The organism is Pseudomonas sp. GW821-FHT05H12 (assembly GCF_059419385.1).
Map to the genome: position 1 here is coordinate 26,449 of NZ_JBWKRS010000017.1, position 13,160 is coordinate 39,608.

At 62.3% G+C, this 13,160-nt stretch carries 12 protein-coding genes; 10 read left to right on the forward strand and 2 right to left on the reverse strand.

Annotated features, from left to right (window positions below):
- Positions 1–131: 131 nt before the first annotated feature.
- Together AC07SU_RS16520 and AC07SU_RS16525 are read right to left on the reverse strand one after the other, a co-directional pair.
- A complete protein-coding gene (locus AC07SU_RS16520; protein WP_176994764.1) occupies positions 132–1,607 on the reverse strand; it encodes an inorganic phosphate transporter in 1,476 nt (491 codons plus the stop codon).
- A gap of 331 nt (positions 1,608–1,938) precedes the next feature.
- Entirely contained in the window at positions 1,939–2,139 is a 201-nt protein-coding gene (locus AC07SU_RS16525; protein WP_003172389.1) for a hypothetical protein, read from the reverse strand.
- A gap of 569 nt (positions 2,140–2,708) precedes the next feature.
- Between AC07SU_RS16525 and pcaR the strand changes: the two genes are divergently transcribed.
- The 10 genes from pcaR (at position 2,709) to pcaD (ending at position 13,092) form a co-directional block, all read left to right on the forward strand.
- Entirely contained in the window at positions 2,709–3,551 is an 843-nt protein-coding gene (gene pcaR / locus AC07SU_RS16530) for a pca regulon transcriptional regulator PcaR (RefSeq protein ID WP_176994765.1), read from the forward strand.
- A 145-nt stretch (positions 3,552–3,696) separates the two neighbouring features.
- On the forward strand, positions 3,697–5,037 hold the full coding sequence (gene pcaK / locus AC07SU_RS16535; protein ID WP_494997626.1) for a 4-hydroxybenzoate transporter PcaK: 1,341 nt from the start codon (positions 3,697–3,699) through the stop codon (positions 5,035–5,037).
- 281 nt (positions 5,038–5,318) lie between these two features.
- Complete coding sequence (locus AC07SU_RS16540) at positions 5,319–6,176, forward strand: CoA transferase subunit A (protein ID WP_494997627.1); 858 nt, start codon at positions 5,319–5,321, stop codon at positions 6,174–6,176.
- Positions 6,176–6,955 carry a CoA-transferase subunit beta gene (locus AC07SU_RS16545; RefSeq protein ID WP_494997628.1) on the forward strand — a complete coding sequence of 260 codons (780 nt, stop codon included), beginning with the start codon at positions 6,176–6,178 and terminating at the stop codon, positions 6,953–6,955. The genes AC07SU_RS16540 and AC07SU_RS16545 overlap by 1 nt, the downstream gene beginning before the upstream one ends.
- Positions 6,952–8,157, forward strand: a complete 1,206-nt coding sequence (pcaF, locus tag AC07SU_RS16550; protein ID WP_494997692.1) for a 3-oxoadipyl-CoA thiolase — start codon at positions 6,952–6,954, stop codon at positions 8,155–8,157. The genes AC07SU_RS16545 and pcaF overlap by 4 nt, the downstream gene beginning before the upstream one ends.
- A 17-nt stretch (positions 8,158–8,174) precedes the next feature.
- A complete protein-coding gene (gene pcaH, locus AC07SU_RS16555) occupies positions 8,175–8,879 on the forward strand; it encodes a protocatechuate 3,4-dioxygenase subunit beta (protein ID WP_176994768.1) in 705 nt (234 codons plus the stop codon).
- Between the two features lies 1 nt (position 8,880).
- Positions 8,881–9,447 (forward strand): protocatechuate 3,4-dioxygenase subunit alpha, encoded by a 567-nt coding sequence (pcaG, locus tag AC07SU_RS16560; protein WP_494997629.1) that lies wholly within the window; start codon positions 8,881–8,883, stop codon positions 9,445–9,447.
- A gap of 181 nt (positions 9,448–9,628) precedes the next feature.
- Positions 9,629–10,924, forward strand: a complete 1,296-nt coding sequence (locus tag AC07SU_RS16565; RefSeq protein ID WP_176994770.1) for an MFS family transporter — start codon at positions 9,629–9,631, stop codon at positions 10,922–10,924.
- A gap of 10 nt (positions 10,925–10,934) precedes the next feature.
- Positions 10,935–12,290, forward strand: a complete 1,356-nt coding sequence (locus AC07SU_RS16570; RefSeq protein ID WP_494997630.1) for a 3-carboxy-cis,cis-muconate cycloisomerase — start codon at positions 10,935–10,937, stop codon at positions 12,288–12,290.
- A 10-nt stretch (positions 12,291–12,300) separates the two neighbouring features.
- Positions 12,301–13,092 carry a 3-oxoadipate enol-lactonase gene (pcaD, locus tag AC07SU_RS16575; RefSeq protein ID WP_494997631.1) on the forward strand — a complete coding sequence of 264 codons (792 nt, stop codon included), beginning with the start codon at positions 12,301–12,303 and terminating at the stop codon, positions 13,090–13,092.
- The last annotated feature ends 68 nt before the right edge of the window (positions 13,093–13,160 follow it).

Sequence of the window (13,160 nt, forward strand, 5' to 3'; positions counted from 1 at the left end):
TGGTTAGGGCGCCATCGCCGGCAAGCCGGCTCCTACAAGTTTGGGTTGAACAGGTAAAAACGGTTAACGGGCAGCCATAAAAAAAGGTACGAACCTCGCGGTTCGCACCTTTTTTCATTACCGGGAAACGATCAACTGCCCAGCGCCTTCGACGCCAGCCAGAACAAACCGGCCGACAGGCCAACCGTGGCGGGCAGGGTCAACACCCAGGCCATCAGGATGGTCTTGACGGTGCCACCTTGCAGGCCGCTCTTGTTGGCAACCATGGTGCCGGCCACACCGGACGACAGCACGTGAGTGGTCGACACCGGCAGGCTGAAGATGTTGGCCAGGCCGATCATGCTGGCGGTGGTGATCTGTGCCGACATGCCCTGGGCGTAGGTCATGCCCTGCTTGCCGATCTTCTCACCGATGGTCAGTACCACGCGTTTCCAGCCGACCATGGTGCCCAGGCCCAGGGCCAGTGCAACGGCCAGGATCACCCAGAACGGCGCGTACTCGGTGGTGGCGGTCAGGTCTTTGCGCAGCTTGTCCAGGTCGGACTTCTCACGCGCATCCAGGCCCGGTAGCTTGCCGACTTTCTTCGCGGTGTCGTCCAGGCAGAGCAGGTAGCGACGCACTTCAATGCGGTGCTCGGCGGTCAGCGAGTGATAGTCGGACACACCTTTGAGGGTCTCCATCAGCGCGCTGATGGTCGGCTCGGTCTGCTGCGGGTTGCACTGGAACTTGCCCGGCAGGTCGTTCTTCACGCTCTTGCCCAGGGCCAGGAACTCGCCGAGGGTGGCATTGTTGCGCTGGTAGAACTGGCTCAGGTGCACGGTGGCATCACGGGTGCGTTCGATCTGGTAGGTGGTGCTGCCCAGGTCGAGCACGAACTGCGCCGGCACGATACCGATGAGCACCAGCATGATCAGGCCGATGCCTTTCTGGCCATCGTTGGAGCCGTGCACGAAGCTCACGGCCATGGCGGAAATCACCAGGACTAGGCGGTTCCAGAACGGCGGGTGTTTCTTGTCGTCGAGCTTGCGGCGCTGGTCCGGGGTCTTGTGCATCTTCGACAGTGGGCGCCACCATTTCAGGCCGATCAGCACCAGAGCTGCGACCAGGAAACCGGCCATCGGCGAGAACACCAGGGAAGCGCCGATATCGATCGCTTTCTGCCAGTTCACACCGTCCGCCAGGGGGATGTCGTTGATCAAGGCGTTGGCCAGGCCGACACCGAGGATCGAGCCGATCAGGGTGTGGGAGCTGGACGCCGGGATACCGAAGTACCAGGTGCCCAGGTTCCAGGTGATCGCGGCTGCCAATAAAGAGAAGACCATGGCCAGGCCGTGGCCAGTGTTCACATTGATCAGCAACTCCACCGGCAGCAAGTGCACGATGGCGTAGGCGACGCCCACACCGCCGAGCAACACGCCGAGGAAGTTGAACACCCCGGAGAAGAACACGGCCAGGTGCGGCGGCATGGCTTTGGTATAGATGACTGTGGCCACCGCGTTAGCGGTGTCATGAAAGCCATTGATGAACTCGAAGGCGAGGACAAAGGCCAGGGCGAGCAACAGGCTCACTAGAACCCAAGCATCCAGTCCGCTGAATAAATCGATCATGAAGGTTTTCTGACCCGGTCGTAAGGGGGCGCGATTATGCCAGAAAACCTCAGTAATCGATGCATTAGCTGCTCATCGGTAACATTTCTCGACCCAAAGGTACGCCGAAAAGAGGCGCATCCCAGGGTTTTCGGGGCTTTGGCAAGTCTTTGATTTTTAAAGCACGGGGCTGAAAAGGTGGGGTTTTGCCAGGCAAATGGCCTGCGTGAAACATTTGTATGAAATTTCGCTGCCGGCAGCAGGATATTGAATAATCAGGTGTAAGCGAGGTGCCCTCCGCCGGTGGTGGACCGGCAGAGACAGCAAACCCTGGAGGCTCGAATCGAAGCGCTTATGGCTCTTCGGCTTTGAGCTCCTGTTCAATCTTTTGGATTTCCTGGGCAAATGCCTGATCCAACAGGCTGGCTCGTTTGCGCCATGGCTTGCGCTCAGGTTCAGGCTGGGCGGCGTAGGTGGTGACTTCCCCGCCGTAAACGTCCTTGTAACGTTGCTCCTGGCGCTCAAGTTCCGCGCGCAGTTCATCTTTCGTCACAGTGTTACCTAATTGAGTTGAGTTTAATTACCGTGCAGCGTCTTGCCTGAAAGTCGCCCTCGGGGTGTTTCAAGTTGAACGATTGAGCGGTTCAAGTTTGAAAGGCTGCCGAACGTGATTTCTTTTAAGCCGGTACTTGTGGTCGGTGATGCACATAGCCTGCATCGTCCGGCGAGCTCCGATCCCGATTATGATACCGGGCTGACCTCTGCACAGGTTGCATTATAGCGGCGTGTTTGAATAACACTATCTCCATGAAGTTAAAAGGTGCCAGCGTTGTGTGAGCGTTTTGTTACATGGCTGCGTCAGTAGTTGCACAATTCTGGCGTCATAAATTCCCCACACGTTCTAACTACCATGGTATGCGCGCTTTTTATCGCGTTATTGGGTAACGCCCCAACTTGGCCTATCTGCCCGTCGCCGGCGCGGGTCGGCCAAATTGCGATAATCGAATGATCGTCCGATAATCGCCCAATCTTGCCGGCCCCGCCTTGTGCATCCCAAGCGGCGCGGCTTGTAATAGCGGCCAACCCTCCCAGCGGTTGAAAACAAGAGAAAGGACCCTTGAAATGAACGATCAATTGCGCAACTCCTTCGCGTCAGTGGCGCCGCCGATCGTGGCCTCGCCGGCCAAGCGCATCCAGGCGTTTACCGGCGATCCGGATTTCATGACCTCGTTGGCCCGTGGCCTGGCGGTGGTGCAGGCCTTCCAGGAGCGCAAGCGCCACCTGACCATCGCCCAGATCAGCCACCGCACGGAAATCCCCCGCGCCGCCGTGCGCCGTTGCCTGCACACCTTGATCAAACTCGGCTACGCCACCACCGACGGGCGTACCTACTCGCTGCTGCCCAAGGTGCTGACCCTGGGCCATGCCTATTTATCCTCGACACCCTTGGCGGTGTCGGCCCAACCCTACCTGGACCGCATGAGCGAGCAGCTCCACGAAGCCTGCAACATGGCGACCCTGGAAGGCGATGACATCCTCTACATTGCCCGTTCAGCGACGACCCAGCGCCTGATTTCCGTGGACCTGTCGGTGGGCGGGCGGCTGCCGGCGTATTGCACCTCCATGGGCCGCATCCTGCTGGCGGCGCTGGATGACGCCTCGCTGCGTGACTACCTCGACCACGCCGACCTGCAAACCAAGACCAGCCGCACCCTCACCACCCCGGACGCCTTGCTCGAATGCCTGCAACAGGTGCGTCAGCAGGGCTGGTGCATCGTCGACCAGGAACTGGAGCAGGGCCTGCGCTCCATCGCCGTGCCGGTGTATGACGCATCCGGCCAGGTGCTGGCTGCGCTCAACGTCAGCACCCACGCGGCACGGGTCAGCCGCAGCGAGCTGGAACAGCGTTTTTTACCGAGCATGCTCAGTGCCAGCCGTGAGTTGAGTGCGCAGTTGTTTGCCTAAGTGTGCGGTGACCGCACAGATCCCGGTTCGATGAATTGACGATGTTTCCCCTGGCTTATTAAGGTGCGGCAGCGCTCTGTGCGCCGCCCAATAATAATGACGACCCCAGGTCGTTGGCCCGCCCATCGGTGTGGAAATAAGAATAATGAATCAGCCTTCTGTCGGTACCAACCTGGACGTGCAGTCCTTTATCAACGCCCAGCCGCTGTCACGCTATCAGTGGCGCGTAGTCATCCTGTGTTTCCTGATCGTCTTCCTCGACGGCCTCGATACGGCCGCCATGGGCTTTATCGCGCCCGCCCTGTCCCAGGATTGGGGCATCGACCGCGCCAGCCTGGGCCCGGTGATGAGCGCCGCGTTGATCGGCATGGTATTCGGCGCACTGGGTTCCGGCCCGTTGGCCGACCGCTTCGGGCGCAAGGTGGTACTGGTGGGTGCGGTGCTGGTGTTCGGTGCATTCAGCCTGGCCTCGGCCTACAGCACCAATGTCGACCAGTTGCTGGTGCTGCGCTTCCTCACCGGGCTGGGCCTCGGGGCAGGCATGCCGAACGCCACCACGCTGCTCTCCGAATACACCCCTGAACGCCACAAGTCGCTGCTGGTGACCAGCATGTTCTGCGGCTTCAACCTGGGCATGGCCGGTGGCGGGTTTATCTCGGCCAAGCTGATTCCGGCGTTCGGCTGGCACGCGTTGTTGATGATCGGCGGCATCCTGCCCTTGATCCTGGTGGTGGTCCTGATGCTGTGGCTGCCGGAGTCGGCGCGCTACCTGGTGGTGCGCAACCGTGGCACCGACAAAGTGCGCAAGACCCTGTCGCCCATCGAGCCCCATGTGGTGGCGCAGGCCACCAGTTTCAGTGTTCCCGAACAGAAGAGCGTCAAGGCACGCAATGTCTTCGCGGTGATTTTCTCCGGCACCTACAGCGCTGGCACCTTGCTGTTGTGGCTTACCTACTTCATGGGGCTGGTGATTGTTTACCTGTTGACCAGTTGGCTGCCGACGCTGATGCGTGACAGCGGCGCGAGCCTGGAGCAGGCCGCCTTCATCGGCGCGCTGTTCCAGTTTGGCGGGGTCCTCAGTGCCGTGGGCGTGGGCTGGGCGATGGACCGGTTCAACCCCCACAAGGTCATCGGCACTTTCTACCTGCTGGCAGGGGTGTTTGCCTACGCGGTAGGGCAGAGCCTGGGCAACATCACGCTGCTGGCGACCCTGGTGTTGATTGCGGGGATGTGTGTGAACGGCGCGCAGTCGGCGATGCCGTCACTGGCGGCGCGTTTCTACCCGACCCAAGGGCGTGCCACTGGCGTGTCGTGGATGCTCGGCATCGGCCGCTTTGGCGCGATCCTCGGCGCCTGGATGGGGGCGACCTTGCTGGGCCTGGGCTGGAACTTCGAGCAAGTGCTCACTGCGCTGGTCATCCCCGCCGCACTGGCCACCACTGCCGTCGTGATCAAAGGCATGGTCAGCCACGCCGACGCTACCTGAGGCTGATGATCGCCCCTGTTGAAATAGGCCTTTGTAGGAGCCGGCTTGCCGGCGATGGCATCACCTCGATAAGCCTGATTGACCGAGGTGCCCGCATCGCAGGCAAGCCAGCTCCCACAGAGGACCGAGTCAGCACAAAAGATTAGCTAGACAACAATCCGTTCGATAATCGAACACTGCGTCGATTATCGGATTGTTCGGGTCATTTCCCCGGCTTAATCTTCAAGCACTCCGGCGCCACCTCAGCGCCTTTTTCGATCCACACCGGGAGCCCGAACCCCATGGCTGAAATTCTTGCGCTGCGCGACGCGGTGAAGCGATTCGTGAACGACGGCGATACCGTCGCACTGGAAGGCTTCACCCACCTGATCCCCACAGCAGCGGGTCATGAAATCATTCGTCAGGGCAAGAAAGACCTGACACTGGTGCGTATGACGCCTGACCTGATCTACGACCAGTTGATCGGGGCCGGTTGCGCCAGGAAGCTGATTTTCTCCTGGGGCGGCAACCCGGGCGTGGGCTCCTTGCACCGCCTGCGTGACGCGGTGGAGAAACAATGGCCGCAACCGCTGGAAATCGAAGAACACAGCCATGCCGACCTGGCCAATGCCTACGTGGCCGGGGCGTCGGGCCTGCCGTTCGCGGTGCTGCGTGCCTACGCCGGTTCCGACCTGCCCAAGGTCAACCCGCTGATCAAGACCGTCACCTGCCCATTCACCGGCGAAGTGCTGGCGGCGGTGCCGTCGGTGCGTCCGGATGTCACCGTGATCCACGCGCAAAAAGCCGATCGCAAGGGCAACGTACTGCTCTGGGGCATCCTCGGTGTGCAAAAAGAAGCGGCCCTGGCGGCCAAGCGCTGCATCGTCACCGTCGAGGAAATCGTCGATGACCTCAACGCCCCCATGAACAGCTGCGTGCTGCCGACCTGGGCGCTGACAGCGGTATGCCATGTACCCGGTGGCGCGCACCCGTCCTACGCCCATGGCTACAACGAGCGGGATAACCGCTTCTACCAGGCGTGGGATCCGATTGCCCGTGACCGTGGGACCTTTACCGCCTGGATCGACGAATACATCCATGGCACTGCCGATTTCACCGAGTTCCAGGCCAAGTTGGCCACCGCGCAGGAGGCCAAGTAATGGCTTACTCCACCAATGAAATGATGACCGTCGCCGCCGCGCGACGCCTCAAGAATGGCTCTGTCTGCTTCGTCGGCATTGGCCTGCCGTCGAAGGCCGCCAACCTGGCGCGCCTGACCTCGTCGCCAGACGTGGTGCTGATCTACGAGTCCGGCCCGATTGGCGCCAAACCGTCGGTACTGCCGCTGTCTATTGGTGACGGCGAACTGGCAGAAACCGCCGACACCGTGGTGCCGACCGGCGAGATCTTCCGCTACTGGCTGCAAGGCGGACGCATCGACGTGGGCTTCCTCGGCGCGGCCCAGGTCGACCGTTTCGGCAACATCAACACCACCGTGGTCGGTGACTATCACCAGCCCAAAGTGCGCCTGCCGGGTGCCGGTGGCGCGCCGGAGATCGCCGGTTCGGCCAAGAGCGTGTTGATCATCCTCAAGCAGTCGGCCCGTTCGTTTGTCGACAAGCTGGACTTCATCACCTCCGTGGGCCACGGCGAAGGCGGCGATTCGCGCAAACGCCTGGGCCTGCCGGGCGCCGGTCCCGTCGGCATCATTACTGACTTGTGCATCATGGAACCCGAAGCCGGCACCCATGAATTTGTCGTCACCGCCTTGCACCCAGGCGTGACCCGCGAGCAAGTGGTTGCCGCTACGGGCTGGCCGATACGGTTTGCCCCGCAGGTGAGCACCACCGACGAACCGACCGAAGTAGAACTCACCGCGTTGCGTGACCTCGAAGCCCGCACCGCCGCCGCCCATGGCCAAGCGCCGGGAGAAGCCTGATGCGCGACGTATTTATCTGTGATGCCATTCGTACCCCCATCGGCCGTTTTGGCGGTGGCCTGTCCACCGTGCGCGCCGATGACCTGGCGGCGTTGCCGATCAAGGCACTGATCGAGCGCAACCCGTCGGTGGACTGGAACGCGGTCGATGAAGTGTTCCTCGGCTGCGCCAACCAGGCCGGCGAAGACAACCGCAACGTCGCGCGCATGGCGCTGTTGCTGGCGGGCCTGCCGGAGAGCATTCCTGGCGTAACCCTCAACCGCTTGTGCGCCTCGGGGATGGACGCCATTGGCACGGCGTTTCGCGCCATTGCCAGCGGCGAAATGGAGCTGGCGATTGCCGGTGGTGTCGAGTCGATGTCCCGTGCCCCGTTTGTGATGGGCAAGGCGGGCGCGGCGTTTTCGCGTGACATGAAGCTGGAAGACACCACCATCGGCTGGCGTTTCATCAACCCGTTAATGAAGGCCCAGTACGGCGTGGATGCGATGCCGCAGACCGCCGACAACGTGGCCGATGACTACGGCGTGTCCCGTGCCGACCAGGACGCGTTTGCCTTGCGCAGCCAGCAACGCACCGCTGCCGCCCAGGCTGCCGGCTTCTTCGCCGAAGAAATCGTGCCGGTACGCGTCGCCCATAAAAAAGGCGAGACCGTGGTGGAGCACGATGAGCACCCCCGCGCCGACACCACCCTGGAAGCCCTGGCCAAACTCAAACCCGTCAACGGCCCGGACAAAACCGTGACCGCCGGCAATGCCTCGGGTGTGAACGACGGTGCGGCGGCGCTGATTCTGGCCTCCGCCGAAGCCGTCAAGAAACACGGCCTGACCGCCCGCGCCCGGGTACTGGGCATGGCCAGTGCTGGCGTGGCGCCACGGGTGATGGGCATCGGCCCGGTGCCTGCAGTGCGCAAGCTGGTGGAGCGCCTGGGTTTGGCGGTCACTGATTTTGACGTGATCGAACTCAACGAAGCCTTCGCCAGCCAAGGCCTGGCGGTGTTGCGCGAGCTGGGCATTGCCGACGACGCGCCGCAGGTCAACCCGAACGGTGGCGCCATCGCCCTCGGTCACCCGCTGGGCATGAGCGGCGCGCGCCTGGTGTTGACGGCCCTGCATCAGCTTGAGAACACGGGTGGCAGCAAAGGCCTGGCAACCATGTGTGTGGGCGTTGGCCAAGGCCTGGCGCTGGCGATTGAACGCATCTAATAAGAGAGGATTGCTCCATGAGTGACAAGCCCGGTTACCGGCGCCCGCAAGCGGGCACTCAACCTGATTACCTGCACCCGGCCTATCAGTCGACGAACCTGCGTTCGCCGTCCCAGCCGTTGGTGTTCCTGCCCCATTCGTTGTCGGAAATCACCGGCCCGACCATCGGTGCCGAACGGGTCAACGAGAAGGACAATGACCTCACCGCGCAGCACGACGGCGAGCCGCAAGGCGAACGCATCATCATCCATGGCCGCGTGCTGGATGAAAACGGCTTGCCAGTGCCGGGCATTCTGGTGGAGATCTGGCAGGCCAACGCGGCCGGCCGCTACAACCACAAGCGCGATCTGCACGATGCGCCCCTGGACCCGAACTTCACCGGCACCGGCCGCACCGTCACCGATGCCGACGGCTGGTACCAGTTCCAGACCATCAAGCCAGGCGCCTACCCGTGGGGCAACCACCACAACGCGTGGCGCCCGGCGCATATCCACTTTTCGCTGTTCGGCCCCAGCGTGCTGACGCGCCTGGTCACGCAGATGTATTTCCCCGGCGACCCGCTGCTGGAATACGACCCGATCTACAACTGCGTGCCGGACACCTCGGCCAAGGAGCGCCTGATCGCGCGCTTCGACCTGGAAAAAACCATTCCTTCCTATGCCCTCGGCTACCGCTGGGACATCGTCCTGCGCGGCCGCGACGCCACGCCGATGGAGAAATGAGATGACACTCAACGCGACCACGTCCCACACCGTCGGGCCGTATTACCACATCGGCCTGACCTGGCTGAACCGTGAAGATTTGACCACCGCCGCCACCCTCGGCGAACGCGTGGCGATCAGCGGGCAAGTGGTGGATGGCAACGGTGATGTCGTCAACGACGCCATGCTTGAAGTCTGGCAGGCCAACGCCGCCGGCAAGTACGACCACCCGGAAGATGAACAAGACAAGGCCGTCGACCCTAACTTCGAAGGCTTCGGCCGGGTCCCGGTGGATGGGGAAGGGCGGTTTCGCTTTACCACCATCAAGCCCGGTGCCGTACCGGGGTTGAAGGGCACGACCCAAGCGCCGCATTTGGTGGTGTTGGTGTTTGCCCGTGGGTTGGTGAAGCACCTGCTCACGCGGATCTATTTTGACGGTGAGGCATTGAATGGGGATGACCCACTGTTGGCGTGTGTGCCTGCCGAGCGGCGCGGCACCTTGATTGCCAAGCCTGATGCAGAGGGTGTGTATCAGTGGAATGTGATTTTGCAGGGCACTGATAAGGAAACGGTGTTCTTTGATTATTGAGTGGGCTTGAGATTTATCGCCGGCAAGCCGGCTCCTACACGGGGAATCGCGTTCCATTGTAGGAGCCGGCTTGCCGGCGATGAGGCCCTATCTGCCAACACTCACCCAAAAGTCTTCTTGCGGAACATGGTTGTTGCAAAGTATGTCTAGGCTATAACCGTTCCCACTGAGTGAAAAAAACATGACAACAACAACGAGTCACTACACCGGAGAAGAGCGCAGCAAACGGATTTTTGCGATTGTCGGTGCGTCCTCCGGCAACCTTGTCGAATGGTTCGACTTCTACGTCTATGCCTTCTGCGCCATCTATTTCGCCCCGGCGTTTTTCCCCTCGGACGACCCGACGGTGCAACTGCTCAACACCGCCGGTGTGTTCGCCGCCGGCTTCCTGATGCGCCCCATCGGCGGCTGGTTGTTTGGCCGGGTCGCCGACAAGCACGGGCGTAAAAATTCGATGATGATCTCGGTGCTGATGATGTGCGCCGGCTCGCTGGTCATCGCCTTCCTGCCGACCTACAAAGACATCGGCGCCTGGGCCCCGGCGTTGCTGCTGGTGGCGCGGCTGTTCCAGGGCTTGTCGGTGGGGGGCGAATACGGCACCACCGCGACGTACATGAGTGAAGTCGCGCTCAAGGGCCAGCGCGGCTTCTTCGCCTCGTTCCAGTACGTGACCCTGATCGGTGGGCAACTGCTGGCGGTGCTGGTGGTGGTGATCCTGCAACAACTGCTCACCGAGGAAGAACTGCGCGCCTGGGGCTGGCGCATTCCGTTCGTGATCGGCGCCATTGCGGCAGTGATCTCTCTGCTGCTGCGTCGCACCCTCAAGGAAACCACCAGCAAGGAAACGCGCCAGGACAAAGACGCCGGCAGCATGGCTGCGCTGTTCCGTAACCACAAAGCGGCGTTCATCACCGTGCTGGGCTACACCGCGGGCGGTTCGCTGATTTTCTACACCTTTACCACCTACATGCAGAAGTACCTGGTGAACACCGCCGGCATGCACGCCAAGACCGCCAGCTACATCATGACCGGCGCGCTGTTCGTGTACATGTGCATGCAGCCGCTGTTCGGCATGCTCTCGGACAAGATCGGCCGTCGTAATTCCATGCTCTGGTTCGGCGCCCTCGGCACCCTGTGCACCGTGCCGATCCTGCTGACCCTGAAAACCGTCACCAGCCCGTTCCTGGCGTTTGTGCTGATCTCCCTGGCCCTGGCCATCGTGAGTTTCTACACCTCCATCAGCGGCCTGGTGAAAGCCGAGATGTTCCCGCCGCATGTGCGTGCCTTGGGTGTGGGCCTGGCTTATGCCGTGGCCAACGCGATCTTCGGTGGTTCGGCGGAATACGTGGCCTTGGGCCTCAAGTCCATGGGCATGGAAAACACCTTCTACTGGTACGTCACCGGCATGATGGCGGTGGCCTTCCTGTTCAGCCTGCGCCTGCCGAAGCAGGCGGAGTACCTGCACCACGATTTGTAAGGGACGTGTTATGACGCTGCGCACGAGCAATCAATTGTTCGACGCTTACTTCACGGCGGGCAGCATGGCCGAGGTGTTCTGCGACACAGGGCGCCTGCAGGGCATGCTGGATTTCGAAGCCGCACTGGCCCGGGCCGAGGCCCAGGTGGGGTTGATCCCCCAGGCTGCCGTCGCGCCAATTGCCCAGGCGTGCCTGGCTTCGTTGTACGACGTGGATGCCCTGGGTGTGGCGATTGCCACGGCGGGCAATTCGGCGATACCGCTGGTGAAGGCGCTGGGCAAGTTGATTGCCAGTGAAGATGCCGGCGCCGAGCGCTATGTGCACCTGGGCGCTACCAGCCAGGACGTGATGGACACCGGCCTGGTGCTGCAACTGCGCCAGGCCGTGGCACTGATCGAGACCGACCTGGCGCGCCTGGGCGACATCCTGGCGGCCCAGGCCCAGCGTTATGCCGACGTGCCATTGGCGGGGCGCACCTGGTTGCAGCACGCAACGCCCGTGACCCTGGGGATGAAAATCGCCGGGTGGCTGGGGGCGCTGACCCGCAGCCGGCAGCGTCTTGCCCAATTGAAACCGCGCCTGCTGGTGCTGCAATTCGGCGGCGCGTCCGGGACCTTGGCGGCGTTGGGCGAGCACGCCATGCCGGTGGCCGAAGCCCTGGCGGCGGAGCTGCAACTGGCGTTGCCCGAGCAACCCTGGCATACCCAGCGTGATCGCCTGGTGGAGTTCGCCAGCGTGCTCGGTCTGATCGCTGGCAGTCTCGGTAAACTGGGCCGCGATATCAGCCTGCTGATGCAGACCGAAGCGGCCGAGGTGTTCGAGCCTTCCGCGCCGGGCAAGGGTGGTTCGTCGACCATGCCGCACAAACGCAACCCGGTGGGCGCCGCTGTGCTGATCAGCGCCGCCACCCGCGTGCCGGGGTTGGTGTCGACGATGTTCAGCGCCATGCCCCAGGAGCACGAGCGCAGCCTGGGCCTGTGGCATGCCGAATGGGAAACCCTGCCAGAGATCTGCCGTTTGGTGTCTGGCGCGTTGCAGCAGGCGCTGCTGGTGAGCGAAGGGCTTGAGGTCGACGCTGAGCGCATGGGCAAAAACCTTGACCTGACCCAGGGCCTGGTGCTGGCCGAAGCCGTCAGCATCGTGCTCGCCCAGCGCCTGGGCCGGGAAACCGCGCACCACGTGCTGGAGCAGTGCTGCAAGCGCGCCGTCGCAGAAGGTCGCCATTTGCGCGCAGTGCTGGTGGACGAAGCACAGATCACCACCGAGCTGTCTGCGGCCGAACTCGACCGCCTGCTCGACCCGGCCCACTACCTGGGTCAGGCCCGTACCTGGGTCACCCGCGCCGTGACAGAACACTTTGCTTGAGGAGACCACCGTGGCCTTTGTACAACTCGCCGAGGGCGAACTGCATTACCAACTGGATGGCCCTGAGGGGGCACCGGTGTTGGTGCTGTCTAACTCCCTGGGCACCGACCTGCATATGTGGGACATCCAGATTCCGGCCTTCACCGAGCATTTCCGTGTGCTGCGCTTTGATACCCGGGGCCACGGCAAATCCCTGGTCACCGAGGGCCCTTACAGTATCGAGCAACTGGGGAACGACGTGATCGCGCTGTTGGATGCGCTGGATATTCAGCGTGCGCATTTTTGCGGCCTGTCCATGGGCGGTTTGATTGGCCAATGGCTGGGGATTAACGCGGGCGATCGCTTGAACCGCTTGGTGGTGTGCAACACCGCCGCCAAGATCGGCACGCCCGAGGTGTGGAACCCACGCATCGAAATGGTACTGCGCGATGGCGCGGCGGCGATGGTTGCCCTGCGTGATGCATCGATTGCGCGCTGGTTTACCGCTGATTTTGCGGCGGCCAACCCGCACCAGGCCAAGCAGATCACCGACATGCTGGCGGCCACTTCGCCTGAGGGCTACGCCGCGAACTGCGCGGCGGTGCGGGATGCGGATTTTCGTGAGCAACTGGCGTCGATCCAGGTGCCGACCCTGGTGATTGCCGGCACTGAAGACGCCGTTACACCGCCTGCCGGCAGCCATTTTATCCAGGCCCATGTGCGGGGCGCCGAGTACGCCGAGTTCTATGCGGCGCACCTGTCCAACGTCCAGGCCGGCGCTGCGTTCAGCACGCGCGTCCTGGAATTTCTGTCAGCCCAATAATGGAGTGAGCGGGCTTGCCCCGCGCGGCGGTGTGTCAGTTTCGTATGAGGTGCCTGACATACCGCGGC